General features: G+C 57.2%; 21 protein-coding genes. 12 read left to right on the top strand and 9 right to left on the bottom strand.

The features are described from left to right. Window positions 1-15: 15 nt before the first annotated feature. From N7D90_RS20875 to N7D90_RS20850, 6 genes are all read right to left on the bottom strand, one after another. The gene (locus tag N7D90_RS20875) at window positions 16-297 is read right to left on the bottom strand and encodes a hypothetical protein (protein ID WP_261739758.1); all 282 of its coding nucleotides are present in this window, start codon (window positions 295-297) and stop codon (window positions 16-18) included. A gap of 238 nt (window positions 298-535) precedes the next feature. Then, the gene (locus tag N7D90_RS20870) at window positions 536-3,346 is read right to left on the bottom strand and encodes an FAD-binding and (Fe-S)-binding domain-containing protein (protein ID WP_261739757.1); all 2,811 of its coding nucleotides are present in this window, start codon (window positions 3,344-3,346) and stop codon (window positions 536-538) included. Further along, window positions 3,343-4,014, bottom strand: coding sequence for a lactate utilization protein C (locus N7D90_RS20865; RefSeq protein WP_261739756.1), 672 nt, complete (start codon window positions 4,012-4,014; stop codon window positions 3,343-3,345). Before N7D90_RS20865 ends, N7D90_RS20870 begins: the two co-directional genes overlap by 4 nt. Continuing rightward, entirely contained in the window at window positions 4,014-5,471 is a 1,458-nt protein-coding gene (locus tag N7D90_RS20860; RefSeq protein ID WP_261739755.1) for a LutB/LldF family L-lactate oxidation iron-sulfur protein, read from the bottom strand. The genes N7D90_RS20865 and N7D90_RS20860 overlap by 1 nt, the downstream gene beginning before the upstream one ends. Further along, window positions 5,468-6,292 carry a (Fe-S)-binding protein gene (locus tag N7D90_RS20855; RefSeq protein WP_261739754.1) on the bottom strand — a complete coding sequence of 275 codons (825 nt, stop codon included), beginning with the start codon at window positions 6,290-6,292 and terminating at the stop codon, window positions 5,468-5,470. Before N7D90_RS20855 ends, N7D90_RS20860 begins: the two co-directional genes overlap by 4 nt. 113 nt (window positions 6,293-6,405) lie before the next feature. Continuing rightward, entirely contained in the window at window positions 6,406-8,100 is a 1,695-nt protein-coding gene (locus N7D90_RS20850) for a lactate permease LctP family transporter (RefSeq protein ID WP_261739753.1), read from the bottom strand. A gap of 261 nt (window positions 8,101-8,361) precedes the next feature. Between N7D90_RS20850 and N7D90_RS20845 the strand changes: the two genes are divergently transcribed. Beyond that, the gene (locus N7D90_RS20845) at window positions 8,362-9,129 is read left to right on the top strand and encodes a GntR family transcriptional regulator (RefSeq protein ID WP_261739752.1); all 768 of its coding nucleotides are present in this window, start codon (window positions 8,362-8,364) and stop codon (window positions 9,127-9,129) included. A gap of 126 nt (window positions 9,130-9,255) precedes the next feature. Here N7D90_RS20845 and smpB read toward each other — a convergent pair whose 3' ends face one another. Next, window positions 9,256-9,738, bottom strand: coding sequence for an SsrA-binding protein SmpB (gene smpB, locus N7D90_RS20840; RefSeq protein WP_261739751.1), 483 nt, complete (start codon window positions 9,736-9,738; stop codon window positions 9,256-9,258). Window positions 9,739-9,855: 117 nt separating this feature from the next. Here smpB and N7D90_RS20835 point away from each other — a divergent pair, with 117 nt between their 5' ends. From N7D90_RS20835 to N7D90_RS20825, 3 genes are read left to right on the top strand one after another with little or no spacing between them, the layout of a single operon-like run. After that, the gene (locus tag N7D90_RS20835; protein WP_261739750.1) at window positions 9,856-11,259 is read left to right on the top strand and encodes a sodium-dependent transporter; all 1,404 of its coding nucleotides are present in this window, start codon (window positions 9,856-9,858) and stop codon (window positions 11,257-11,259) included. 7 nt (window positions 11,260-11,266) lie between these two features. Beyond that, a complete protein-coding gene (locus N7D90_RS20830) occupies window positions 11,267-11,701 on the top strand; it encodes a type II toxin-antitoxin system RatA family toxin (RefSeq protein ID WP_261739749.1) in 435 nt (144 codons plus the stop codon). Continuing rightward, complete coding sequence (locus N7D90_RS20825; RefSeq protein WP_261739748.1) at window positions 11,694-12,011, top strand: RnfH family protein; 318 nt, start codon at window positions 11,694-11,696, stop codon at window positions 12,009-12,011. The genes N7D90_RS20830 and N7D90_RS20825 overlap by 8 nt, the downstream gene beginning before the upstream one ends. A gap of 57 nt (window positions 12,012-12,068) precedes the next feature. Here N7D90_RS20825 and N7D90_RS20820 read toward each other — a convergent pair whose 3' ends face one another. Continuing rightward, the gene (locus N7D90_RS20820) at window positions 12,069-12,596 is read right to left on the bottom strand and encodes an outer membrane protein assembly factor BamE (protein WP_261739747.1); all 528 of its coding nucleotides are present in this window, start codon (window positions 12,594-12,596) and stop codon (window positions 12,069-12,071) included. Between the two features lie 98 nt (window positions 12,597-12,694). Here N7D90_RS20820 and fur point away from each other — a divergent pair, with 98 nt between their 5' ends. Continuing rightward, window positions 12,695-13,108 (top strand): ferric iron uptake transcriptional regulator, encoded by a 414-nt coding sequence (gene fur, locus N7D90_RS20815; protein ID WP_019825889.1) that lies wholly within the window; start codon window positions 12,695-12,697, stop codon window positions 13,106-13,108. Between the two features lie 96 nt (window positions 13,109-13,204). On the opposite strand, the gene recN is transcribed toward fur, so the two are convergent. Continuing rightward, the gene (gene recN, locus N7D90_RS20810; protein WP_261739746.1) at window positions 13,205-14,887 is read right to left on the bottom strand and encodes a DNA repair protein RecN; all 1,683 of its coding nucleotides are present in this window, start codon (window positions 14,885-14,887) and stop codon (window positions 13,205-13,207) included. A gap of 252 nt (window positions 14,888-15,139) precedes the next feature. Between recN and grpE the strand changes: the two genes are divergently transcribed. The 7 genes from grpE to greA all read left to right on the top strand — a co-directional run bounded on the left by grpE (window position 15,140) and on the right by greA (window position 25,177). Then, the gene (gene grpE / locus N7D90_RS20805; protein ID WP_261739745.1) at window positions 15,140-15,694 is read left to right on the top strand and encodes a nucleotide exchange factor GrpE; all 555 of its coding nucleotides are present in this window, start codon (window positions 15,140-15,142) and stop codon (window positions 15,692-15,694) included. A 100-nt stretch (window positions 15,695-15,794) separates the two neighbouring features. Continuing rightward, window positions 15,795-17,711, top strand: coding sequence for a molecular chaperone DnaK (dnaK, locus tag N7D90_RS20800; protein ID WP_261739744.1), 1,917 nt, complete (start codon window positions 15,795-15,797; stop codon window positions 17,709-17,711). Between the two features lie 320 nt (window positions 17,712-18,031). Further along, on the top strand, window positions 18,032-19,156 hold the full coding sequence (dnaJ, locus tag N7D90_RS20795; RefSeq protein ID WP_261739743.1) for a molecular chaperone DnaJ: 1,125 nt from the start codon (window positions 18,032-18,034) through the stop codon (window positions 19,154-19,156). Window positions 19,157-19,166: 10 nt separating this feature from the next. Next, window positions 19,167-19,973: a 4-hydroxy-tetrahydrodipicolinate reductase gene (gene dapB / locus N7D90_RS20790; RefSeq protein WP_261739742.1), complete on the top strand. Its 807-nt coding sequence runs from the start codon at window positions 19,167-19,169 to the stop codon at window positions 19,971-19,973. A gap of 259 nt (window positions 19,974-20,232) precedes the next feature. After that, window positions 20,233-21,369 (top strand): glutamine-hydrolyzing carbamoyl-phosphate synthase small subunit, encoded by a 1,137-nt coding sequence (carA, locus tag N7D90_RS20785; protein WP_261739741.1) that lies wholly within the window; start codon window positions 20,233-20,235, stop codon window positions 21,367-21,369. Between the two features lie 113 nt (window positions 21,370-21,482). Then, window positions 21,483-24,704, top strand: coding sequence for a carbamoyl-phosphate synthase large subunit (gene carB, locus N7D90_RS20780; RefSeq protein ID WP_261739740.1), 3,222 nt, complete (start codon window positions 21,483-21,485; stop codon window positions 24,702-24,704). Next, window positions 24,701-25,177, top strand: coding sequence for a transcription elongation factor GreA (gene greA, locus N7D90_RS20775; protein ID WP_261739739.1), 477 nt, complete (start codon window positions 24,701-24,703; stop codon window positions 25,175-25,177). Before carB ends, greA begins: the two co-directional genes overlap by 4 nt. The last annotated feature ends 104 nt before the right edge of the window (window positions 25,178-25,281 follow it).

Genomic DNA, 25,281 nt, shown 5'->3' with positions numbered 1-25,281 from the left:
GCCAACCTAAAGGGGCTACTCACCACCTTTGTTGTTATCGGCAATATCCTGAAGCGTCTGGGTCGTCAGTGAAATGCAGCTATCGAGGCCTTCTTTCGTGCCTTTGGCTTGCTCGGCCTTGGCATCAGCGACTCGGCTATCGATGCTGTCTTGTAAATCTGAGCTCATTTCTCCGGAGCTGACCACAGCGTCCTTGATTTTCTGCAGGTTGATTTGGCAAAGGTCTTCTGCCGCAAACACCGGTGAGGCCAACATCACAGCGGAAATAAACAAACCAGCAAGAGCGGTACGCTTCATGGGGAAAACTCCTTGTGCTCATGATAGGCCCGGTGGCTCCAGGCTCGGTTTTATGCCCCAAACATTGGGGCCTTAAGCCAATTCACTATAGCCACGCTCAGGAGTTTTGCTTGTGGCAGGCCATTAATTTCAGTTTTTTTTTGCGCTCGAACACAGAGATTGATGCTGATCACTTTTGGTGAGGTCAGGCCGGATTTTGTAGCCGCTGCCTCGCTGCCTCTCGGCAGCGGCTACAGAGTTATAGCGTACTGGAGGTTGTCACCCGATCCACCAGATACACCAGGCCGTGGTAGTCAATCCCGCCATGTTGGCTCAGGCCAATTTCACACGTTCGGCTGGTCGATATTCCTTCGCTGCAATGCTGGACCGCGTCTTTTAAGGTGCGCAGTGAGTGGGCATTCAGCTCGGGGGTGGTAAAGCCTTTGTCGCCTGCAAAACCGCAGCAGTGAATGCCTTCCGGGATGACGACTTCGGTGCTGCACAGGCGGGCGATATCGATCAGCGCCTGGCTTTCGCCCAAGTGCTGGGTGCTGCAGGTGACATGCACGGCTATCGGCGCGGTTTGTGGGGTGAAGTTCAACTTATCCACAAGGTGGGTGCGGATGAATCGTACCGGGTCGTACAGGTCGAGGCGGCTTTCGCCCAGGTCCTGCACCAGGCGCAAGGTACACGGGCTGGTGTCGCAGTAGATCGGGTCAAGCCCGCCACGGCTGGCATGCAGCAATGCGCTGATCAGTTCCTGGCGCTTGTGTTCGGCCTGTTCGCTGTAGCCCTTGGAGGCAAACGGCTGGCCGCAGCACAGGCTGTCCATATTGTCGGGGAACACGACCTGATAACCGGCTTTTTCCAGCAGCCCGCGGGTTTTATCCAGCAGTGACATTTGTTCTTGGTCACCTGCCGCAGGGCCCATGACCCGCGATACGCAGGCCGCCAGATAGACCACCCGTGGTCGGGCATCCGTGAGGGGCGGGGTGAAGCGAATCGCCCGCTCCGGCTGGGGCATGGCGTTGGTCCACAGCGGGACGCGGCCCTTGCTGGCTCTGGTCAGTGCAGACGAGATTTTTGCCATACGCGGCGCGCCCAGTAGCATGCGCGCGCCATTGGCCACATGCAGGGTGAAGCGTGCACCTTGCAGCGTGGTTGCAAAATGATTGCCCAGCCAGTCGGCGGTTTTCACGCTGTGAGCGCTGCGGGCACGCAGTTTTTTCACCAGTTCGCCAGTGTTGATGCCAACCGGGCAGCGTTGCGCGCATAAGCCGGTTGCCGCGCAGGTATCGATGCCTTGATAGGCGTAGGCTTTTTCCAGTTCAGTGGTGTCGATACCGGCGCTTTTTTTGGCCTGAATATCACGCCAGATCACAATCCGCTGGCGCGGGCTGAGGGTCAGCCCTTTGGACGGACACACCGGTTCGCAGAAGCCGCACTCGATGCACTTATCCACAATCTCGTCAGCGGCTGGCATCGGTTTCAGGTGTTTGAGGTGGATATGCGGGTCTTCGCTGAGTACCACGTCGGGGTTGAGAATGCCCTGTGGGTCGAGCAAACGTTTGAGTGTCCACATCAGTTGGTAGGCGTCGCTGCCCCATTCCAGTTCGACAAAGGGCGCCATATTGCGCCCGGTGCCGTGTTCGGCCTTGAGCGAGCCGCCGAACTCCACGGCCACCAGTTGTGCGACGTCATCCATAAAGGCTTGGTAGCGCGCGACTTCTTCGGGGTTGTTGAAGCCCTGGGTGAAGACGAAGTGCAGGTTGCCCTCCAGCGCGTGGCCGAACAGGATCGCCTCGTCGTAGTGGTGCTTGTCAAACAGCTCGATCAGGCGGTTGACGCCGATGGCCAGTTGTTCGACCGGGAACGTCACGTCTTCGATGATCACCGTGGTGCCGGTTTTGCGTACCGCGCCAACGGCGGGGAAGGTGTCTTTACGGATCGCCCACAGCTTGGCGTTTTCTTTTGGGTCTTCGGTGAAATCGATTTGTTTCTCGACCGCAAAAGCCGACAGCGAGGCCATGATTTGCGCCAGTTGCTCGTGCAGCAAGGTTTGGGACGCGGCGCGAGATTCGATCAGCAGAGCGCAGGCATTGGCCGACAGTTGTTGTACGAAAGCTGGCATGCCGGGTTTGTCCTGTACCGAGCGCAGGCTGCGGCGGTCCAGCAGTTCTACAGCGGAAACAGGCTGGCTTTTGAGCACGGTTACGGCGTTACAGCAGGTTTCAACATCCGGGAACACGATCAGCGCCGAGGCTTTGTTCGGATGGTCGATCACGGTGTCGTAGGTTACTGCGCTGATAAAGCCCAAAATACCTTCGCTGCCCACCAACAAGTGGCTGAGGATATCCAGCGGGTCGTCGAAATCCACCAAGGCGTTAAGCGACAGGCCGGTAGTGTTTTTCAGTCGGTATTTGTGGCGAATTCGGGCAGCCAGTTCGGTATTGGCGCGGGTCTCGCGGGCCAATGTCGCCAGCTGTTCGAGTAATGTGCCGTGGCTTTGACGAAAGGCGGCAATATTGGCTGCGTCTTCGGTGTCGACCCGGGTGCCATCGGCCAGCACTACGCGTAGGCCTGCCAAGGTGTGGTAAGTGTTTTGCGCGGTGCCGCAGCACATGCCGCTGGCGTTATTGGCGACAATGCCGCCAATTTTGCAGGCGTTGATCGATGCCGGGTCGGGGCCGATCTTGCGTCCGTACGGGGCCAGCCAAGCGTTGGCCTGAGCGCCGATTACGCCGGGTTGCAGGCGGATCTGCATGCCCTGGCCGCGTATTTCCTTAGCATTCCAGTTATCACCCAGTACGATCAGTACCGAGTCGCTGATGGCTTGGCCAGACAGACTGGTGCCCGCTGCGCGGAAGGTCACCGACACTTGATCGCGACGGGCCAGGCGCAGCAGTTCGACCACTTCGTCTTCGGACTCAACGCGAATCACCAGCTTGGGAATCAGCCGATAAAAGCTCGCGTCAGTGCCAAAGGCCAGGGTTGATAGCGGGTCGCTGAAGCGACGGTCTTGCGGGATCAGCCGTTGGGCATCTTGCACAAAGGCGGCGGGCAGACTCATGCGTCCTCCAGAATCAGCACGATCAGGTCTTTCGGACCGTGGGCGCCGTAGGCGAGGATTTGTTCGATATCGGCGGTTTTCGACGGGCCGGACACCAGCAATGCGTTGGTCGGCATACCCGCCGCCCAGTTCATCTCACGCTGTACTTGATAGAAGTTGTCGCGGATTTCGCTGGCCTTGAGCAGGGCGAAATGCACCGGTGGTACCAGGCTCATGAGGCGTGGCTCTTCCGGTGTCGGCCACATGATCAGGCTACCGGTGGCAGCAATCGCGCCCAAGGTGGTGGTCAGGCTGGCCGGGGTGTCGTTGAACAGCTCGGTTTTCCATTCTTCTACCGGGCGGTCGTAGGCCTTGAGTGCTGGTAGCGCAGGGTTTTGTGCCCAGTGGTCGGTCACTTTTTGCCCGTGGGGTGTAGTTGGCGCGATCAGCAGGCTTGGCAGTTGACGGTCGGTGACCAATTGCGCCAGCAGCGCGGGCCAGTCTTGCTCGGTGCTGAGGTGGATTTCGGTGTGTACGGCTTCCATCAACTTACGCAGTTGCGGGATGCGTTGCTCCGGGGCGTAGGTCCATGGCTCTGTCACCAGCACTTCATCGAAGTTGTCAGGCACGGGCGTGGTGCCAGTAAGGCTTTTGCGCAGTTTGTTGAGGATGTTTTGTTTAGCGCTCATTACTGGTCTCCCGACTTTTTCGCCAAATGCTCGCGGGCCATATCGTGCAGCGAACGGGCAGCGGGTTTGGGGGCGCTGTGGTTTTGTGTCCACGGGCCGACATTGTTCGGCGTGAGCCCGCGCAGGCGGGTCGCGGCTTTGAGGAAAACGCGGTATAGGGCAGGGGAGCTGTTGAGCTTGGCCCACATATTCCAGATCAGGCGTTCCTTGCGTGAGTACTTGCTGCCCTGACCGCGCATGATGCGGGGCGAGGTGCCGGGGGCTTTGACGTTCTCTTCGCGCAAGCGCCGCAGCAGGGCCGGGATCGGAATTTTTACCGGGCACACTTCGCCACAGGCGCCGCACAGTGACGAGGCGCTCGGGTGGTCCGGGACTTTGGCCAGACCGACCATGTGCGGTGTGATGATTGCGCCAATCGGACCCGGATACACCTCGCCGTAGGCGTGACCGCCAATGCGGGTGTAAACCGGACAGTGGTTCATGCAGGCACCGCAGCGAATGCAGTTCAGAGTCTGGCGCAGTTCGCTGTCGGCAAATGCCTGGCTGCGGCCGTTATCGAGCAACACCAGATGCACTTCTTCAGGGCCGTCCAGCTCGCCGGGCTTGCGTGGGCCGGAGATCATGTTGACGTAGGTGGTAATTGGCTGGCCAAGGGCCGAGCGGGTCAGCAACGACACCAGTGGTACAACGTCACGCAGGTTTTCGACGACTTTCTCGATGCCGGTGACGGCAATATGCACAGGCGGCACGGTGGTCGACATACGGCCGTTGCCTTCGTTTTCTACCAGCAACAGGGTGCCGGTTTCGGCAACGGCGAAGTTGACCCCGGAGACACCGATATCGGCTTCAAAGAATTTTTGTCGCAATACGCGACGGCCGATCTGGATCAGTTGGTCGACGTCCTTGGTGTATTCAACGCCGAGTTTTTCGTGAAACAGGTCGGCCACTTGCCCTGCGTTCTTGTGGATCGCGGGCATGATGATGTGGGACGGTTTTTCATTGTCGAGCTGAACGATGTACTCGCCCATGTCGGACTCAAGGCATTCAATGCCCTGGGCGCCAAGCACGTGGTTCATCTCCATCTCTTCACTGACCATCGACTTGCCTTTGATCACCTGTTTGGCGGCGCGGCGGCGAGCAATGGATATAACGATTTCGTTGGCTTCGTCGACGGTTTCAGCCCAGTGCACCTGCACGCCGTTGCGGGTCAGGTTGGCTTCCAGTCGTTCCAGCAGGTCGGGCAGTTTGGACAGTGCGCGGGCGCGGATCGCGTTGCCGAGGGCGCGCAAGTGTTCGCGCTCATGGGCGTCGCTGAAGGCCACGGCGCGTTTGGTCATTAGCGAATCCATGGCGCTGCGGAAGTTGTTTCGCAGTTGCACATCACCCAGGGCTTCGTGGGCGCGTTCGCGGAAGTCTTCTTCCACGGTGACGGTAGGGATCAGCGTGCTTGCGTTCATTGTTCACCTCCGGTGCGCTGCCACAGAAAACTGGCCAGATGCTGGCCGCGTAGAGCTTGTTTCTGCTTTTCCAGCGAGCCGTTGATGTTCATCAGGCAGCCGCAGTCGGCGGTGAGTACTTGGTGCGCGCCGGTATCAATCAGCGAGCGGGTTTTGTCCGCGACCATTGCGCCGGAAATGTCCGGCATACGGACGCTGAATGTCCCACCAAAACCGCAGCATTCACTTTCGTGGCTGTGGTCGATGCGTTCCACATTGCTCAGTTGCGCGAGCATTTCGCGGCCGTGCAGGTGAGTATTCATTTCGCGGCGTGCGGAGCATGAGGTGTGCAATGCGACCTTGACCGGGGCGCCGTGGTCCTTGAATTGGACCTTGCATACAAACAGCAAAAACTCGGTCAGCTCGAAGGTGCGCTCGGCCAAGGCGTGGACCTTTTTCAGGGTCTCGGGCTCGTCCTTGAACAGGTCTTCGTAGTGTTCGCGCAGCATGCCGGCGCAGGAGCCGGACGGTACGACCACCGGGTAGTCTTCAGCAAACAGGGCAAGCTGTGAACGTGCGACTTCTCGCGCCTGATCGGTGTAACCCGAGGTGTAGGCCGGTTGTCCGCAGCAGCTTTGACCTTGCGGGTAATCAACGTCGATGCCTTCGCGCTCGATCAGGTGAATGGCGTCCATCCCTGCTTCGGGGAAGAACAGGTCGACTACGCAGGTGCCGAACAGGTAGACCTTGCGCGGCTTGTGCGCAGGGTACTGGCGGGGAGTCGGAAGGGGCGGGGCGACGCGGGTCGCATTTGGCACGGCATTATAGAAAAGCTCGCTCATCAGGCGTCTCCGGGTGGTCCCGGTTATGTGTCCACCGAGGTGGACCGGGTAGTGAATTATTGACGCCGGGGCAGTACCCCGGCGCCATTAATGTGCTGTAACCATAGCGCGTATTAGTGCACCAGCATGCCAGTGAACCAGTACGCCTGAGCCAGTGTGATCAGGCCGACGATGGTGGCGAAGAACAGGCTGTGCTTGAGGGTGAAGCGGAACAAGTCGGATTCTTTACCCACCAGACCGGTTGCCGCACAGGCCACGGCGATCGATTGCGGTGAAATCATTTTGCCGGTCACGCCACCGCTGGTGTTGGCCGCCACCATGAGTACGTCGCTGACGCCAATTTGGTGTGCCGTGGTGGCTTGCAGCGAGCTGAACAGGGCGTTGGAAGAGGTGTCGGAACCGGTCAGGAACACGCCCAGCCAGCCGAGGAACGGCGAGAAGAACGGGAATGCTGCGCCTGTGCCTGCCAGTACCAGAGCCATGGTGGAAGACATGCCCGAGTAGTTGGTGACGAAGGCGAACGCCAGCACCATACCGATGGACAGAATCGGCCAGCGCAGTTCGAAAAAGGTATCTTTTAAAGTGGTCAGACCAGTCTTGATGTTGATTTTCAGGATCAGCATCGAAATCAGCGCGGAGAAGAAAATCGCGGTGCCGGTGGCCGAAATCGGATCAAGCTTGAATACGGCAGCAATGGCGGTCGGGGCATTGACGATCGGTGCAGTCTTGATCACCAGTTGATCCAGGTGCGGGATCGCGAAGTTGAATACCCAGCCGTACATCGAGCCACCGGCGGAGAACATGGCCTTGAACGGTTTGAGGGTCCAGATGGTGACCAGTACGGTCAGGATCAGGAACGGTGACCAGGCTTTCAAGATTTGCAGCAGGCTGTAAGGCGACGCCATCAGGTTGGTCGGCTTGCCGAAACCACCTGCGCTTGCGGTGACGATTACGTCAGAGGTAACACCTGCAATCTGCGCACCAGCGGTACGTTTTGGCTGCCAGACTTTAAGGAACAGAGTCAGGCTGATCAGGCTGGCCAGCGCCGAGGTGATGTCTGGCAGCTCCGGGCCAATGTAGTTCGAGGTGAAGTACTGAGTGATGGCGAAGCTCAGCCCAGCGACCAGTGCCGCAGGCCAGGTTTCGCGAACGCCGCGCAGGCCGTCCATCATGAACACCAGCCAGAACGGTACGAACAGCGACAGCAGGGGCAACTGGCGGCCCGCCATGGCGCCGATCTTGAATGAGTCGATGCCGGTCACTTGGCCGGCCACGATGATCGGGATGCCGAGTGCGCCGAATGCAACCGGGGCGGTGTTGGCGATCAGGCACAGGCCTGCTGCGTAGAGTGGGTTGAAACCCAGGCCTACGAGCAACGCGGCAGTAATCGCTACCGGTGCACCGAAACCGGCTGCACCTTCAAGGAATGCACCGAAGCAGAAGCCGATCAGCAGTACTTGCAGGCGCTGGTCGTCGGTGATCGACAGTACCGAGCTGCGGATGATTTCGAACTGGCCGCTTTTGACGGTCAGTTTGTAGAGGAACACCGCGGCAACGATGATCCAGGCAATCGGCCACAGGCCGTAGGCAAAGCCGTAGCCCGCTGCTGCGAAGGCCATGTCGACAGGCATCTGGAAGGCAAAGATGGCTACCAGAATCGACAGTCCAAGGGTAATGCTGCCAGCGACGTGACCTTTGAGGCGGAACACGGCCAAGGCCAGGAAGAAGAATACGATTGGGATTACGGCCGCGAGAGCGGACAGGCCGAGGCTGCCGAGCGGACTGTAGAGCTGTTGCCAGGTTTGCATATGGGGTGGCCCCTAATTGTTATTGGTCGATGCTGTCGATTGCTCTTGGTAAATTGGTATTACCAATTTACAATCGCTGTTGGCTAGGTTAAAAGCCTTATGTGGCATGTGTCAATTTGCCGCCTCTAAATCTTTCGTCGAGGTGTTCGTTGTCGGAGCATCTGATGGGGTTTCAAGCGGTGTTTCTGATGGGTGTATGAGTTGCGCCAATCGGCGAGAATAGCGGCCCCCGGCGCGTGGTCGGGAGGGTGGAGAGCAGTTATGGGGTTTGATCAGATCCGTCAGCGCCGTTTGTCGGACGACATTGTCGAGCAACTTGAAGGGATGATCCTTGAGGGCACGTTGAAGTCGGGTGAGCGCTTGCCCGCGGAGCGTGCACTGGCCGAGCAGTTTGGTGTATCACGCCCGTCGTTGCGTGAGGCGATCCAGAAATTGTCGGCCAAGGGCTTGCTGGTCAGTCGCCAGGGTGGTGGCAATTACGTGGCGGCATCGCTGGGTTCGACGTTCAGTGACCCCTTGCTGCAGTTGCTCGAAAGCAACCCCGAGGCACAGCGCGACTTGCTTGAGTTTCGTCACACCCTTGAGGCCTCGTGCGCTTTTTACGCGGCATCGCGGGCCACCGAGATGGATCGCGAGCGGCTGCGGCTAGCCTTTGAGCGGCTACAGGATTGCTATGCGCGGGTTGATGAGGTCAGTCGCGCCGAAGAGGGGGAGGCGGATGCGAACTTCCACTTGGCTATCGCTGAAGCGAGTCATAACGCCGTGTTGTTGCACACGATTCGCGGGTTATTCGACCTGCTCAAGCGCAACGTGGTGACCAATATCGGTGGCATGTACAAGCAGCGCAGCGAAACGCGCGACATGCTGATCAGTCAGCATCGCGAGTTGTATCTGGCGATTATTGAGGGGCGGGCGGAGGATGCTCGCGAAGTGGCGAGCCGACATCTGGTGTATGTGCAGGAAGTGCTGGAAGAGGTGCGCCAAGAGGTGCAGCGCGTGGCACGGGCTGAGCGGCGCAATGGGTTGTGATTATTTTTTGTAGCCGCTGCCGCAGGCTGCGATAAACCTCGAAGAGGTTTTCGGGCATCGCAAATTGCGGCTGCTGCGCGGCCGATCGCGGCCTGCGGCAGCGGCTACAAGACCATCGGGCTTGGTCTAGTCTTCCTTGCCCTTGTTGCGCACCGCTCGCTGCAGCTCTCGATCGGAATCGCGCTCGCGCTCGGTATGACGCTTGTCGTATTCCTTCTTCCCTTTACCGAGGGCAATTTCGCACTTGATCAAGTGCTTGCTCCAGTAAATCGAGAGGCACACGCAGGCGTAACCCTTCTGCTGCACCGCTGAAAACAGCTTTTCCAGCTCGCGCTGGTTAAGCAGCAGCTTGCGGGTGCGCGTAGGGTCGGCAATAACGTGGGTGCTGGCAGTCGTCAGAGGCGCAATATGGCTGCCGAGCAACCATGCTTCACCATCCTTGAGCAGCACGTAGCTGTCGACCAGCTGTGCCTTGCCTGCACGCAGACTTTTTACTTCCCAGCCGGCCAGGACCAGACCAGCCTCGAACCGATGTTCGATGAAGTAATCGTGTCGCGCTTTTTTATTCTGCGCGATGGTCCCTGTAGGGTGTTTCTTCTGTTTAGCCATAGGGGCGGCATTATAGGCAGTTGCGAGCGTGTCGGCTACGGGCACCTGCGTGCTTGAGCACCTAGGTTGATTCCCGGACAATGCGCCCTCTTTTTTTAGTGGTTGGGCGTAGTAACGATGTCGACAGACAAGGTTTCTGTCCACGGCAGTTGGGCAAGCCGTTGGGTCTTTATTCTCGCTGCGACCGGTTCTGCCGTGGGTTTGGGCAGTATCTGGAAATTCCCTTACATGGTTGGCGTCTATGGCGGCGGCGCTTTTGTGTTGGTGTTTCTGGCCTGTATCGCGCTGATCGGTGTGCCGGTGATGCTGGCTGAAACCCTGATCGGGCGGCGTGCGCGGCTCAGTCCGGCGAATGCCTTGAAGGTGTTGGCGGTTGAGGCGGGGCATTCGGGGCGTTGGTCGTGGGGAGCTTTTGCCGGGATGATCACGGCGCTGCTGATTTTGTCTTTCTATAGCGTGGTGGGCGGTTGGTCGCTGGATTACATCATCAATATGGGCAAGGGCGATTTTCAGGGGGCGACTGCCGATCAGGTCGGTGCGTACTTTGGCGGCGTGATTTCCAATCCCTGGCGCCTCACGTTTTGGCACACGGCATTTATGTTGCTGTCTGCTTATGTGATTGCCAAGGGCGTGGTTGCAGGGCTTGAGCGCAGCCTGCGGATCATGATGCCCATTCTATTTGTGCTGCTGTTGGTGTTGCTGGGTTACAGCATGACCACCGGGCACTTTATGGAAGGCGTGCATTTCATGTTCGACTTTAACCCCGACCGCGTGCTTGACGGCTTGCTGGCAGCGATGGGCCATGCGTTCTTTTCGCTGAGCGTTGGCGTGGGTTCGATCATGATCTACGGCGCGTATATGCCCAAGAATGCATCGATCTCCGGAACGGTAGTCGGCGTGGCGTTGATCGACACTTTTGTCTCATTGCTCGCCGGGCTGGCATTGTTTCCAATTGTCTTTGCGTCGGGGCTAAACCCCAGTGAAGGGCCGGGTTTGATGTTTGTGACCTTGCCATTTGCGTTCGGCAATGTGGCATTCGGCCAGTTGATGGGCGTGGTGTTTTTCGTTCTGGTAGCGGTGGCGGCCTGGAGTTCGGCCATTTCGTTGCTTGAACCGATGGTGGCGTATCTGGTGGAACGGACCAAAGTGCGACGGTTGTGGGTCACGTTCTGGCTGGCGTTTAGCTGCTGGTTTGTTGGCCTGGGCACGGTGTTTTCGTTCAATATCTGGAAGCAGGCCAAATTTTTCGTGAGTGAAGAGTCGGGTTTTCATCTCTATCAGTGGGGTGCGGCTAGTGGCCTGGACTTCTTTGGTGTCGTCGATTTCTTCACCTCGCGTATCATGTTGCCTTTGGGTGGCCTGTGCTTTGTGGTCTTTGCAGGCTGGATCATGGGGCGCGGTGCGGTTCGTGACGAGTTGTCGATGCGTAGCCCGATGTTGTTCGCCCTGACTCTTTTTTTGATGCGCTATGTGGCGCCACTCGGCATTCTGATTGTGTTTGCCGCCCAGCTGTGGAAGTAACGCTGACATGACTACCCATATCCAACGCTCCGCCTTGTTGCCTTATCCAGCCCAGGCGCTTTATGACCTGGTGAATGATGTTGCGCATTACCCGGAATTTTTGCCGTGGTGCTCATCTGCCCAAATCCTGGAAAGCACTGAGGTGCTGATGCGTGCCAGCCTGGGCGTGGCCAAAGGTGGCTTGAGCCAGCACTTTGTAACGCGCAATACGCTGGTGCCGGGGCAATCCATTGAAATGAACCTTGAAGAAGGGCCATTTACCAAGCTGCACGGTCTATGGGTGTTCAAGCCACTCGGTGAGAAGGCTTGCAAGATCAGCCTGGACATGACGTTTGATTACGCCGGTGCCATTGTCAAAGCGACCTTGGGCCCCTTGTTCAATCAGGCGGCCAATACGCTGGTGGATGCATTCTGCCAGCGCGCCAAACAATTGTATGGCTGAGCCTGTGATTGAGGTTGAAGTGGTTTATGCCGCAGTCGATCGCCAGTGCCTGCTGACCGTGGTTGTGCCGCAAGGCACGACTGTGCGCGCGGCGGTATTGGCATCGGGTATGGGGCGGGAGTTCCCCGAGCTGGACCTGGCGAGTTGTCCGGTGGGGATTTTCGGCAAGCAGGTGGCTGATCCTGAAACTCGGCTATTGCAGGCGGGTGACCGGATCGAGATGTATCGCCCGTTGCTGGCTGACCCTAAAGAGATTCGACGCCAGCGTGCGGCTAAAGCGGCAGAGGCCAAACGACTGAGTCAGCTCTGATTGCTATATTGCAGACAACAAAAAGCCCGGCATGCCGGGCTTTTTTGTGCCGAACGCTTATTGTTCGGTGGTATCCAGAGGCTGTGGCGTAGGAACCGGTACGGCTTCAACGCCGTCTACGTCCTTCTGGATCTGGTCAAGCAACGAACCAGGTTTGGCTGGTACATCACTCTTCTCGACTGGGGCTTGAGTTGCCGGTTCGGTCACGTTTGTGCCGCCGGTTTTGCCGAGAATGGCTTCGTCGCGGCTTACACCAGGCTTGAAATCGCCTGACAAGCTAACGAGCTGGTCGTTTTGGTTGAAGAACACGCTGACGCGTTCCTGTTGGCGTTCACCGCCACCGGGCTGCAGGCTATACAGGTAATCCCAGCGATCAGGGTGGAATGTATCAGTCAGCAGGGCGTTGCCCATGATAAACCGCACTTGCCGACGGGTCATTCCCGGGCGTAACTGGTTTATCATGTCCTGCGTGACGACATTGCCCTGTTGGATGTCGATTTTGTAAACCCCGGGGAATGAACAACCGGCGAGTGCGAGCAGTCCCACAAAGGTGAAACTGGTTAGCAAGAGCTTGGTGTTTTGCATCGGTGGGCGACTTCCACTATCTTGGCTGGGACAACGTAAACGCCGATCATACCCGTATTAAGAGAAGCTGCGAAGCGGCTTCCGCGAGAAAGCTAACCATGGTTGAAAATAGCGAACTACGTAAGGCCGGACTTAAGGTGACTCTGCCACGAGTCAAAATTCTACAGATGCTTGACTCTGCAGAGCAGCGTCACATGAGCGCCGAGGATGTTTACAAGGCACTTATGCAAGCTGGCGAAGACGTCGGTCTGGCCACGGTTTACCGTGTACTGACCCAGTTTGAGTCAGCGGGGCTGGTGATTCGCCATAATTTCGATGGCGGTCATGCGGTCTTTGAATTGGCTGATGCCGATGGCGGCCACCACGACCATATGGTCAACGTGGACAGCGGTGAAGTGATCGAGTTTTTCGACGAAGACATCGAAAAACTGCAGCACGCCATTGCAGCCAAGCACGGTGTTGAGTTGGTGGATCACAACTTGGTGCTGTACGTGCGCAAGAAGTCCAAGTAAGCATGTCACGCGAATTACGGTTCGCGAAACGATCGAAGGCGGCCCAAGGGCCGCCTTCGTGCTTTCTGATGTTGGTTTTTTTATGACCGTTCGTCGTTAAGCTGCCAGGTTTTTTGCAGTGACGACCATTTTTTTTGCGTGGGCCAACGATTCCTTGGTCAGATCAACACCGCCGAGCATGCGTGCGACTTCTTCCACGCGTTCTTTTTTACTCAGTTTGGCCACGGCAGTGCGGGTGGTATCGCTCTCGCGAACCTTATGCACGAAAAGGTGCTGGTGGCATTGAGCAGCCACCTGCGGCAGGTGAGTGACCGTCAGCACTTGACCGCGCTCGCCAAGACGGCGCAGCAGTTGCCCCACGATTTCTGCAGTCGGGCCACCGATACCCACATCCACTTCGTCGAACACCAGAGTCGGTACGCGGGAAGTTTGTGCGGTGATCACCTGAATGGCCAAGCTGATCCGCGACAGTTCACCGCCAGAAGCAACCTTGGCCAGGGCCTTGAGTGGCTGGCCAGGGTTGGCGCTCACGAGCAACTCGACCTGCTCCAGGCCGTGAGGCATCGGGTCGCTGCTGCTTTGTGGGCGCAGTTCGATCACAAAGCGGCCGCCGGGCATGCCCAGACGCTGGATTTCTTCTTCTACCGCGCTGCTCAGGCGTGTAGCCGCTTGGCTGCGCAGGTTACTGAGTTCGCGTGCGCATTCGTGATAGTGGCGGGCATAGGACGTCAGCTCATTGGCCAGGCGTTCGATGTTTTCATCGTTGGCGTTGAGGGTTTCGAGCTCATCCAGCAGTTTTTGCAGCAGTGCGGCTACTTCAGTCGGGTGAACCCGGTGTTTGCGCGCCAGGGTGTAGATGGTGTCGAGGCGTTCTTCCAGGTACTGCAGGCGGCCTGGGTCAGCGTCAAAATGGTCGATAAAGCGATTGAGTTCACCTACGGCTTCCTCGACCTGAATCTGTGCGCTGGCCAGCAGGTCGGTTGCTTCACCCAGTGAGCCCGAATTGTTGTTGATGCTCGACAGGCGATTGAGGCTAGCGGTCAGCGCATTGAGCACATTGCCTGAGTCACTTTCGCTGCACTGTTCAACCACTTGGCGGCAAATGGTCAGCAGGGTTTCGGCGTTGGTCAGATTTTTGTGTTCCTGCTCCAGCTCTTCGAGTTCGTTTTCACCCAGTGAAAGTGTTTCAAGCTCTTCGAGCTGGTAGCTCAGTAATTGATGGCGCGCGCGTTGTTCATCGCCGGAGTTGGACAGGTGCTCAAGCTCTTGTCGGGTCTGGCGCCAGCGCTGCGCGGCCAGTTGCACCTGGCGGGCCAGGTCGGTGGCACCGGCGAACTCGTCGAGCAGGCGACGGTGGGTGTCGGGTTTGAGCAGCGACTGGTGTTCGTGCTGGCTGTGGATATCGATCAGCAACTCGCCCAAGGCTTTCAAGTCGCCTTGAGGGCAGGGCGTGCCATTGATATAGCTGCGTGAGCGGCCTTCAGCAGTGATGACCCGGCGCAGGATGCACGGGCCGTCGCCTTCCAGATCGCGCTCGGCAAGCCAGGCCCGGGCTTCGGGAATATCCTGCAGGTCGAAAGTGGCCAGAATATCGGCCTTGTCGGCTCCCGGACGGACTACGCCGCTGTCGGCGCGGTCACCCAGGGTCAGCCCCAGGGCGTCGAGCATGATCGATTTGCCGGCACCGGTCTCACCAGTGATTACACTCATCCCGCGATCCAGTTCGAGATCGAGATGTTCAACGATGGCGTAGTTGTGTACGGACAGGTGCACCAGCATAGGAGCCGCTCCAAAACGTAATGTCTGGTTATTTATACAGTGTTTTGTTTCGTGCTGACAATGGTTGTGCTTAGTTCGATTTGCTTGTTTTTTTCGGTTTTTTAGCGCGATCCGTTTTTTTTGCGAGTGGGGCGAGGGAGGGCAAACATGTCTTTTCTGGTTTTTTGGCTCTTGAACCTGAGAATTGCGACCCCATATACCTTGGCACAAGCGCGAGTCGAGCTCGCGGACGAAGTTTGAAAGGAGAAATCTATGGCAGACGAACAGACTATGGATACGCAGAACCAGGAAGCCGATGTAGCCGGTGAAGATCTGGCAACCCGCGTGCAGGTGCTTGAAGAGCAGCTGGCAGCCGCTAATGATCAGGCTCTGCGCGTAGCTGCCGATCTGCAGAACGTTCGCCGTCGCGCCGAGCAGGATGTTGAGAAGGCACACAAGTTTGCACTGGAGAAATTCGCCGGTGACCTGTTGCCGGTGATCGACAGCCTGGAACGCGGTCTTGAACTGTCCAGCCCGGACGATGAAAACATCCGTCCAATGCGCGAAGGGATCGAACTGACCCTGAAAATGTTCCAGGACACCCTGAAGCGTTATCAGCTGGAAGCTATCGACCCGCATGGCGAACCTTTCAATGCCGAGCAGCATCAAGCGATGGCAATGCAGGAAAGCGCTGAGCTTGAGCCAAACAGCGTGCTCAAGGTGTTTCAAAAAGGTTATCAGCTCAATGGTCGCTTGCTGCGCCCGGCTATGGTCGTAGTCAGCAAGGCGCCAGCGCCGGTTTCGCCATCGATTGACGAGCAGGCTTGAAATCGGCCGCAAGGCCCCCATTTAGAAGTCAAGCGTTAAGTAATGCCGCAGTTGGTCATTACTGCTGCGGCAAAAAAATTCAAATTTAGGGAGAGTAAACATGGGCAGAATTATCGGTATTGACCTCGGGACCACTAACTCGTGTGTTTCGGTTCTGGAAAACGGTAAGGCAAAAGTTATCGAAAACGCAGAAGGCGCGCGTACTACGCCGTCGATCGTTGCGTACGCTAACGATGGTGAAATTCTGGTTGGCCAATCGGCCAAGCGTCAGGCAGTGACCAATCCGCATAACACCCTGTACGCGGTGAAGCGTCTGATCGGTCGTCGTTTTGACGAAGAAGTTGTACAGAAAGACATTCAGATGGTTCCGTACAAGATCGCCAAGGCTGACAACGGCGACGCTTGGGTTGAAGTGAACGGCCAGAAAATGGCTCCGCCACAAATCTCGGCTGAAATTCTGAAGAAAATGAAGAAAACCGCCGAAGATTACCTCGGCGAGCCAGTGACTGAGGCGGTAATCACCGTTCCGGCCTACTTCAACGACAGCCAGCGTCAGGCGACCAAAGACGCCGGCCGTATCGCGGGTCTGGACGTAAAACGCATCATCAACGAACCAACCGCAGCTGCTCTGGCTTACGGTATGGACAAAGCGAAAGGCGACCACACTGTCATCGTTTATGACCTGGGTGGCGGTACTTTCGACGTATCGGTTATTGAAATTGCCGAAGTTGATGGCGAGCACCAGTTTGAAGTGCTGGCAACCAACGGTGACACGTTCCTGGGTGGTGAAGACTTTGACATCCGTCTGATCGACTACCTGGTTGACGAGTTCAAGAAAGAAAGCGGCATGAACCTTAAGGGTGACCCGCTGGCGATGCAGCGTCTGAAAGAAGCCGCTGAAAAAGCCAAGATCGAACTGTCTTCGAGCCAGTCGACTGACGTGAATCTGCCTTACATCACTGCAGATGCCACCGGTCCTAAGCACTTGAACGTGAAAATTTCGCGCGCCAAGCTGGAATCGCTGGTTGAAGACCTGGTTCAGCGCACCATCGAGCCTTGCCGTATCGCTCTGAAAGACGCCGGTATCGACATTGGCGCGATCAACGACGTAATTCTGGTCGGTGGTCAGACTCGTATGCCGCTGGTACAGAAGCTGGTAACCGAGTTCTTCGGCAAGGAAGCACGTAAAGACGTGAACCCGGACGAAGCTGTTGCAATGGGTGCTGCTATCCAGGGCGCGGTACTGTCGGGTGATGTTAAAGACGTTCTGTTGCTGGACGTGAGCCCGCTGACTTTGGGTATCGAAACCATGGGCGGCGTAATGACTGCTCTGATCGAGAAAAACACCACGATTCCTACCAAGAAATCGCAAGTGTTCTCGACTGCTGACGATAACCAGGGCGCTGTGACCATTCACGTTCTGCAAGGTGAGCGTAAGCAAGCCACACAGAACAAGTCGTTGGGCAAGTTCGACCTGGCTGACATTCCACCTGCTCCACGTGGCGTGCCTCAGATCGAAGTGACCTTCGACATCGATGCCAACGGCATCCTGCACGTAAGTGCAAAAGACAAGGCGACTGGCAAGTCTCAGTCGATCGTGATCAAGGCTAACTCGGGTCTGTCCGAGGAAGAAATCGCTCAGATGGTTCGCGATGCCGAGATCAACGCTGAAGAAGACCGCAAGTTCGAAGAACTGGCAGCTGCACGTAACCAGGGCGACGCACTGGTTCACTCGACGCGTAAAATGATCGTCGATGCTGGCGATAAAGTGACTGCGGAAGAGAAAACTGCAATCGAAGCTGCTGTAGTTGCACTTGAAGCCGCTGTTAAAGGCGACGACAAGGCTGCTATCGAAGCCAAGGTTGAAGAGCTGTCCAAGGTGTCTGCACCGGTTGCACAGAAAATGTACGCCGAGCAGGCGAACCCGGCAGACGCAGCGGCCAAGCCAGCTGATTCGGCTGAAAAAGCGGACGACGTTGTCGACGCTGAGTTCGAAGAAGTAAAAGACAACAAGTAAGACGCTTGTTTGTCGCCCAGTTGACCGCGCTTGAGCGGTGACTGGTAGGATGTCGCCGCGCGGGAGCTTGCTCCCGCGTTGGCGTGTCTGGAGTATCAGAATTTTTACAGCATGCGACAAGGTCGAATGCTGGCGGTTTGGACTGGATCTTTCTTGTTTTCCAGCCAGAGGTAACCGCTCCTGTCGGCCAATGCATTGGCTGTTAAACACAAACCAATATCGTTGAAAAGACGTGAGTCGGGTCTGATCCTTTTCGGGCTTGGCGGGTTTGGCGAGGCTCGGGAGGGTTTTGTCGAACGTCCTTGAGAGTGCAAAGAATTATGGCAAAGCGCGATTATTACGAAATATTGGGTGTTGAACGCACTACGACCGAGGTCGAGCTGAAAAAAGCTTATCGTCGCCTGGCGATGAAGCATCACCCGGACCGTAATCCGGATGACAAAGCCTCGGAAGATCTGTTCAAAGAAGCCAACGAAGCTTACGAAGTTCTGTCGGACTCCAGCAAGCGTGCGGCCTACGATCAATACGGCCATGCCGGTGTTGATCCGCAAATGGGCGGCGGCGGTGCCGGTTTTGGCGGTCAGAACTTCTCCGATATTTTCGGTGATGTGTTCAGTGATTTCTTTGGCGGTGGTCGTGGCGGCTCCCGGGGCGGCGCTCAGCGTGGTAGCGATTTGCGCTATACGCTGGAGCTGGATCTGGAAGAGGCTGTGCGCGGTACCACGGTCAATATCCGTGTTCCGACACTGGTCAACTGCAAGCCATGTGACGGTTCGGGTGCCAAGAAGGGTTCTTCGCCTGTTACCTGTACCACCTGCGGCGGTATTGGCCAGGTGCGCATGCAGCAAGGTTTCTTTGCTGTTCAGCAGACGTGTCCGCGTTGCCACGGTCAAGGCAAGGTCATCTCTGATCCGTGCGACAGCTGCCGTGGCGAAGGTCGCGTAGAAGAGTACAAAACCCTTTCCGTCAAAGTGCCTGCCGGTGTTGATACCGGTGATCGTATTCGCCTGTCCGGCGAAGGCGAGGCGGGCGTGCAAGGTGGCCCGACTGGCGATCTGTACGTGGTGATCGATGTGCGCGAGCACGCGATTTTCCAGCGCGACGGCAAGCATCTGTTCTGTGAAGTGCCGATCAGCGTGGCTGATGCTGCTTTGGGTGCTGAGCTTGAAGTGCCGACCCTGGATGGTCGGGTCAAGTTGAAAATCCCTGAGGGCACCCAGACCGGCAAGCAGTTCCGCTTGCGTGGCAAGGGCGTTGCTCCGGTGCGTGGCGGTGGTGCAGGCGACCTGATGTGTCGTGTTGTGGTTGAAACTCCGGTCAAGCTGAGCCGTCGTCAGCGTGAGCTGATGGAAGAGTTCCGCACTACGCTGGAAGGCGATAGCTGTCATTCGCCAAACGCCACTGGCTGGTTCGAAGGCGTGAAGCGTTTTTTCGGCGACCTGTAAGGAGCAGTAAATGCGACGTATAGCTGTGATGGGCGCTGCCGGGCGCATGGGCAAGGCATTGATTGATGCGGTTCAACAGCGCTCGCCTCTGTGCGGGTTGAAGGCGGCAATCGTGCGTCCGGGAAGCTCGCTGGTGGGGGCTGATGCCGGTGAGCTGGCTTCTATCGGGCGTATCGGGGTTCTGTTGTCGGACAGTCTGCAAGCGGTCGAAGCTGATTTTGATGTACTGATCGACTTCACTCTGCCCGAAGTGATGCTGGGCAATCTGGCTGTGTGTCGCGAGCTGGGCAAAGCAATGGTGATTGGCACTACGGGGCTGACGGCTGAGCAAAAGCAGCAGTTGGTCGAGGCGGGTCAGGATATCCCGATTGTCTTTGCTTCCAACTTCAGTGTCGGGGTCAATCTGTCGTTCAAGCTGCTCGACATGGCTGCGCGGGTGATGGGCGATGATGCGGATATCGAAATCATCGAGGCTCATCACCGGCACAAGGTCGATGCACCTTCCGGTACGGCGATGCGCATGGGTGAAGTGATTGCTGATGCGCTGGGTCGTGATCTGCAGAAGGTCGCGGTTTATGGTCGTGAAGGCCATACCGGTGCCCGTGAGCGTGAAACCATTGGTTTCGCCACTGTGCGCGGCGGTGATGTGGTGGGTGATCATACGGTGCTGTTCGCCACTGAAGGCGAGCGGCTCGAGATTACCCACAAGGCATCCAGTCGCATGACCTTCGCCAAGGGTGCCGTTCGTGCTGCCTTGTGGCTGCAAGGGCGTGAGCCAGGGCTGTATGACATGCAGGATGTGCTCGACCTGCGTTGAGTAAACTCTGTAAAATCGGGCTGTTGGCGCGCCAGTAGCCCGATTTTTAACCGCTAAGCGATGTTCTGTCGCATTCTCCTGTCTTTTAGACTCTTTAGCGGTAGACCAAAAAAGCCTTTTTCTGTAAGCTACAGCTTTAGTGTGTCCACTAAAAGCGCGCAGATAATTCGATGAAGAAGCGGGGTGACGTGTCCATACGTCTCTCCGCTTTTTTACAACCTGCGATCGCCCTTTCAGGCTTTATTTACGGGAGGTCTTCTTGACTAAGCAAGCCATACTCGCCCTCGCTGATGGCAGCATTTTTCGCGGCGAAGCCATTGGGGCCGACGGTCAAACCGTTGGTGAGGTGGTGTTTAACACCGCAATGACTGGCTACCAGGAGATCCTGACGGATCCTTCCTACGCTCAGCAAATCGTGACCCTGACTTACCCGCATGTTGGCAATACCGGTACTACCCCGGAAGACGCCGAGTCTGATCGTGTCTGGTCCGCAGGTTTGGTAATCCGTGATCTGCCACTGGTTGCCAGCAACTGGCGCAACACGATGTCGCTGGCCGACTACCTGAAAGCCAACAACGTTGTGGCTATCGCCGGTATCGACACCCGCCGTCTGACACGCATCCTGCGTGAAAAAGGCGCGCAGAACGGCTGCATCATGGCCGGTGACAACATCTCCGAAGAGGCTGCAATTGCTGCCGCACGCGGCTTCCCGGGCCTGAAAGGCATGGATCTGGCGAAAGTTGTCAGCACCGAAAAAACCTACGAGTGGCGCTCCAGCGTCTGGAACCTGGCCACCGACAGTCACCCGACTATCGAAGCCAGCGAACTGCCTTACCACGTAGTTGCATACGACTACGGCGTGAAGTGGAACATCCTGCGCATGCTGGTTGAGCGTGGCTGCCGCGTTACCGTGGTTCCAGCTCAGACTCCAGCCAGTGACGTATTGGCTCTCAACCCGGATGGCGTGTTCCTGTCCAACGGCCCGGGTGACCCTGAGCCTTGCGACTACGCAATCACCGCGATCAAGGAAGTTCTGAATACCGAGATTCCGGTGTTCGGCATCTGCCTGGGTCACCAGCTGCTGGCTCTGGCCGCCGGCGCCAAGACCGTGAAAATGGGTCATGGCCATCACGGCGCCAACCACCCGGTTCAGGATCTGGACACGGGCGTTGTGATGATCACCAGCCAGAACCACGGTTTTGCGGTAGACGAAGCGACCTTGCCAGCCAACGTGCGCGCCATCCACAAGTCGCTGTTCGACGGCACTCTGCAAGGCATCGAACTGACCGACAAGAGCGCTTTCAGCTTCCAGGGCCACCCTGAAGCAAGCCCGGGCCCGAACGACGTTGCACCGCTGTTCGATCGCTTCATCAATGAGATGGCCAAGCGCCGCTGATCAGCCCCTGCTGCAGCGCCCGGTGGCGGCCCCGAACTTCGGTGGCCCCCAGGGCGCTTCAGGAACCTGATTGACAGCTTGCCGACTGACCTGCGGATTTGAGTGACAAACCCATGCCAAAACGTACAGACATAAAAAGCATCCTGATTCTCGGCGCTGGCCCGATCGTTATCGGCCAGGCCTGTGAATTCGACTACTCCGGCGCCCAGGCTTGTAAAGCCCTGCGCGAAGAGGGTTACCGCGTCATCCTGGTGAACTCCAACCCGGCCACCATCATGACCGACCCGGACATGGCCGACGCGACCTACATCGAGCCGATCAAGTGGCAGACCGTTGCCAAGATCATCGAGAAAGAGCGCCCGGACGCACTGTTGCCAACCATGGGCGGCCAGACTGCACTGAACTGCGCACTGGACCTGGAGCGCGAAGGCGTTCTTGAGAAGTTCGGCGTAGAGATGATCGGCGCTAACGCTGACACCATCGACAAGGCTGAAGACCGTTCGCGTTTCGACAAGGCGATGAAGTCCATCGGCCTTGACTGCCCACGTTCCGGTATCGCCCACAGCATGGAAGAGGCCAATGCGGTCCTCGAAAAGCTGGGTTTCCCGTGCATCATCCGTCCGTCCTTCACTATGGGCGGCACCGGTGGCGGTATTGCTTACAACCGTGAAGAATTCGAAGAAATCTGCGCTCGTGGTCTGGATCTGTCGCCAACCAAAGAGCTGCTGATCGACGAATCCCTGATCGGCTGGAAAGAGTACGAGATGGAGGTTGTCCGCGATAAGAAGGACAACTGCATCATCGTTTGCTCGATTGAAAACTTCGACCCGATGGGCGTGCACACCGGTGACTCGATCACCGTTGCTCCGGCACAGACCCTGACGGACAAGGAATACCAGATCATGCGTAACGCCTCTTTGGCGGTACTGCGTGAGATCGGCGTTGAAACCGGCGGTTCCAACGTTCAGTTCGGTATCTGCCCGGACACCGGTCGTATGGTCGTGATCGAGATGAACCCGCGTGTATCGCGTTCCTCGGCGCTGGCATCGAAAGCTACCGGTTTCCCGATTGCGCGTATCGCTGCCAAATTGGCGATCGGTTACACCTTGGATGAACTGCAAAACGAAATCACCGGCGGCGCCACGCCTGCGTCCTTCGAGCCGTCCATCGACTACGTTGTGACCAAGCTGCCGCGCTTTGCTTTCGAAAAATTCCCGAAGGCAGATGCGCGCCTGACGACTCAGATGAAGTCGGTAGGTGAAGTCATGGCCATTGGCCGGACTTTCCAGGAATCCCTGCAAAAGGCCCTTCGCGGTCTGGAAGTGGGTGTAAGCGGTCTTGATCCAAAGCTGGACCTGAGCAACCCGGAAAGCATGGCCGTGCTCAAGCGCGAGCTGACCGTGCCGGGCGCCGAGCGTATCTGGTACGTGGCTGACGCGTTCCGCGCCGGCATGACCGTTGAAGATATCTTCGGCATGAACATGATTGACCCTTGGTTCCTGGTACAGATCGAAGATCTGATCAAGGACGAAGAAAAAATCAAGACCATGGCGCTGTCCTCGATTGATCGCGATGCCATGTATCGCCTCAAGCGCAAAGGTTTCTCTGACGCACGTCTGGCCGTACTGCTGGGTGTGACCGAGAAAAACCTGCGTCGCCACCGTCACAAGCTGGAAGTGTTCCCGGTCTACAAGCGTGTTGACACCTGCGCGGCCGAGTTTGCAACCGACACTGCTTACATGTACTCCACCTATGAGGAAGAGTGCGAAGCCAACCCTTCGGATCGTGACAAGATCATGATTCTGGGTGGTGGCCCGAACCGTATCGGCCAAGGTATCGAGTTCGACTATTGCTGTGTACACGCCGCTCTGGCGCTGCGTGCCGACGGTTACGAGACCATCATGGTCAACTGCAACCCGGAAACCGTTTCCACCGACTACGACACTTCGGATCGTCTGTACTTCGAATCCGTAACCCTGGAAGACGTGCTGGAAATCGTACGTGTCGAGAAGCCAAAAGGCGTGATCGTCCAGTACGGCGGCCAAACTCCGCTGAAGCTGGCTCGTGCCCTGGAAGAAGCTGGCGTGCCGATCATCGGTACCAGCCCTGACGCCATCGACCGTGCAGAAGACCGTGAGCGCTTCCAGCAGATGGTTGAGCGTCTGAACCTGCGTCAGCCGCCTAACGCCACTGTGCGCAGCGAAGACGAAGCTATTCGTGCTGCTGGCAAGATTGGTTACCCGCTGGTTGTTCGTCCTTCCTACGTGTTGGGCGGCCGTGCGATGGAAATCGTCTACGAAGAAGAAGAGCTCAAGCGCTACCTGCGTGACGCGGTGAAAGTGTCCAACGACAGCCCGGTGCTGCTGGACCACTTCCTTAACTGCGCCATCGAAATGGACGTGGATGCTGTCTGCGACGGTACAGATGTGGTGATCGGCGCGATCATGCAGCACATCGAACAGGCGGGCGTTCACTCCGGTGACTCCGCATGCTCGCTGCCGCCGTACTCGCTGCCGCTGCACATCCAGGACGAGATGCGCGAACAGGTCAAGAAAATGGCTCTGGAATTGGGCGTTGTCGGCCTGATGAACGTGCAGTTGGCTCTGCAAGGCGAAGATATCTACGTGATCGAAGTGAACCCGCGTGCTTCGCGTACCGTTCCTTTCGTATCCAAGTGCATCGGTGTTTCCCTGGCAATGATCGCTGCCCGCGTGATGGCCGGTAAAACTCTGAAAGAAATCGGCTTCACCAAGGAAATCATTCCTAACTTCTACAGCGTGAAAGAGGCGGTCTTCCCGTTCGCCAAATTCCCGGGTGTTGACCCGATTCTCGGCCCTGAGATGAAGTCCACCGGTGAAGTGATGGGTGTGGGCGATACCTTCGGCGAAGCGTTTGCCAAGGCTCAGATGGGTGCAAGCGAAGTGCTGCCAACAGGCGGTACTGCTTTCATCAGCGTGCGTGACGACGACAAGCCTTTGGTGGCCGGTGTTGCTCGCGACCTGATCAACCTGGGTTTTGAGATTGTTTCGACTGCTGGTACTGCCAAGTTCATCGAAGCAGCAGGCTTGAAAGTACGCCGCGTGAACAAGGTGACCGAAGGTCGTCCGCACGTTGTCGACATGATCAAGAACGACGAAGTTACCTTGATCATCAACACCACCGAAGGTCGTCAGTCGATTGCTGACTCCTACTCCATTCGCCGCAACGCGCTGCAGCACAAGATCTACTGCACCACGACCATTGCTGCTGGCGAAGCGATCTGTGAAGCGCTTAAATTCGGTCCTGAAAAAACCGTACGTCGCTTGCAGGATCTACACGCAGGATTGAAGTCATGATCAAGTACCCGATGACTGTCCAGGGCCATAAAGCCCTGGAAGAAGAGCTTGCACACCTGACCAAGGTTGTTCGGCCAAAGCTGAGCAAGGAAATTGGTACGGCGCGTGAGTTGGGCGACCTCAAGGAAAATGCTGAATACCATGCTGCTCGTGAGCTGCAGGGTATGTCTGAGGCTCGTATCCGTGATATCGAAGGCCGCCTGCAGAATGCAGTGGTGATTGATGTGGCGGCGATTCCTCATACCGGCAAGGTGATTTTCGGCACGACGGTTGAGATCGCTAACGTTGAAACTGACGAAAGCGTGATCTATCAGATCGTGGGTGAAGACGAAGCTGACTTCAAACTCGGAAAAATCTCCGTTGGCTCGCCATTGGCTCGCGCCTTGATCGCCAAGGAAGAGGGTGACGTGGTTGCGGTGAAAACACCGGGCGGCGTCATTGAGTACGAGATTGTTAAAGTAAGTCACATCTAAGAAGTGTGCCCGTCTTGTGCGGGCGTACTTTTTTGGCGGCCGACCCGGGTGTTCCGGGTTGGTAGCTTGTGGTTGTTGCACACAGAATTTTTGCCGGTGCTGGC

The organism is Pseudomonas fragi (assembly GCF_025426255.1).
GTDB lineage: Bacteria > Pseudomonadota > Gammaproteobacteria > Pseudomonadales > Pseudomonadaceae > Aquipseudomonas > Aquipseudomonas kulmbachensis.
The sequence above is the reverse complement of the archived record's forward strand: the minus strand, read 5'-3'. Positions and strand labels throughout refer to the sequence as shown.

What these genes read in the sequence shown, in the direction of transcription:
- N7D90_RS20870 (WP_261739757.1), bottom strand. Translation starts at nt 3,346, where the DNA reads ATGAGTCTGCCCGCCGCCTTTGTGCAAGATGCCCAACGGCTGATCCCG.
- greA (WP_261739739.1), top strand. Translation starts at nt 24,701, where the DNA reads ATGATCAAGTACCCGATGACTGTCCAGGGCCATAAAGCCCTGGAAGAA.
- N7D90_RS20875 (WP_261739758.1), bottom strand. Translation starts at nt 297, where the DNA reads ATGAAGCGTACCGCTCTTGCTGGTTTGTTTATTTCCGCTGTGATGTTG.
- N7D90_RS20865 (WP_261739756.1), bottom strand. Translation starts at nt 4,014, where the DNA reads ATGAGCGCTAAACAAAACATCCTCAACAAACTGCGCAAAAGCCTTACT.
- dapB (WP_261739742.1), top strand. Translation starts at nt 19,167, where the DNA reads ATGCGACGTATAGCTGTGATGGGCGCTGCCGGGCGCATGGGCAAGGCA.
- N7D90_RS20855 (WP_261739754.1), bottom strand. Translation starts at nt 6,292, where the DNA reads ATGAGCGAGCTTTTCTATAATGCCGTGCCAAATGCGACCCGCGTCGCC.
- N7D90_RS20850 (WP_261739753.1), bottom strand. Translation starts at nt 8,100, where the DNA reads ATGCAAACCTGGCAACAGCTCTACAGTCCGCTCGGCAGCCTCGGCCTG.
- dnaK (WP_261739744.1), top strand. Translation starts at nt 15,795, where the DNA reads ATGGGCAGAATTATCGGTATTGACCTCGGGACCACTAACTCGTGTGTT.
- N7D90_RS20835 (WP_261739750.1), top strand. Translation starts at nt 9,856, where the DNA reads ATGTCGACAGACAAGGTTTCTGTCCACGGCAGTTGGGCAAGCCGTTGG.
- N7D90_RS20860 (WP_261739755.1), bottom strand. Translation starts at nt 5,471, where the DNA reads ATGAACGCAAGCACGCTGATCCCTACCGTCACCGTGGAAGAAGACTTC.
- N7D90_RS20845 (WP_261739752.1), top strand. Translation starts at nt 8,362, where the DNA reads ATGGGGTTTGATCAGATCCGTCAGCGCCGTTTGTCGGACGACATTGTC.
- smpB (WP_261739751.1), bottom strand. Translation starts at nt 9,738, where the DNA reads ATGGCTAAACAGAAGAAACACCCTACAGGGACCATCGCGCAGAATAAA.
- carB (WP_261739740.1), top strand. Translation starts at nt 21,483, where the DNA reads ATGCCAAAACGTACAGACATAAAAAGCATCCTGATTCTCGGCGCTGGC.
- dnaJ (WP_261739743.1), top strand. Translation starts at nt 18,032, where the DNA reads ATGGCAAAGCGCGATTATTACGAAATATTGGGTGTTGAACGCACTACG.
- fur (WP_019825889.1), top strand. Translation starts at nt 12,695, where the DNA reads ATGGTTGAAAATAGCGAACTACGTAAGGCCGGACTTAAGGTGACTCTG.
- N7D90_RS20830 (WP_261739749.1), top strand. Translation starts at nt 11,267, where the DNA reads ATGACTACCCATATCCAACGCTCCGCCTTGTTGCCTTATCCAGCCCAG.
- N7D90_RS20820 (WP_261739747.1), bottom strand. Translation starts at nt 12,596, where the DNA reads ATGCAAAACACCAAGCTCTTGCTAACCAGTTTCACCTTTGTGGGACTG.
- N7D90_RS20825 (WP_261739748.1), top strand. Translation starts at nt 11,694, where the DNA reads ATGGCTGAGCCTGTGATTGAGGTTGAAGTGGTTTATGCCGCAGTCGAT.
- grpE (WP_261739745.1), top strand. Translation starts at nt 15,140, where the DNA reads ATGGCAGACGAACAGACTATGGATACGCAGAACCAGGAAGCCGATGTA.
- recN (WP_261739746.1), bottom strand. Translation starts at nt 14,887, where the DNA reads ATGCTGGTGCACCTGTCCGTACACAACTACGCCATCGTTGAACATCTC.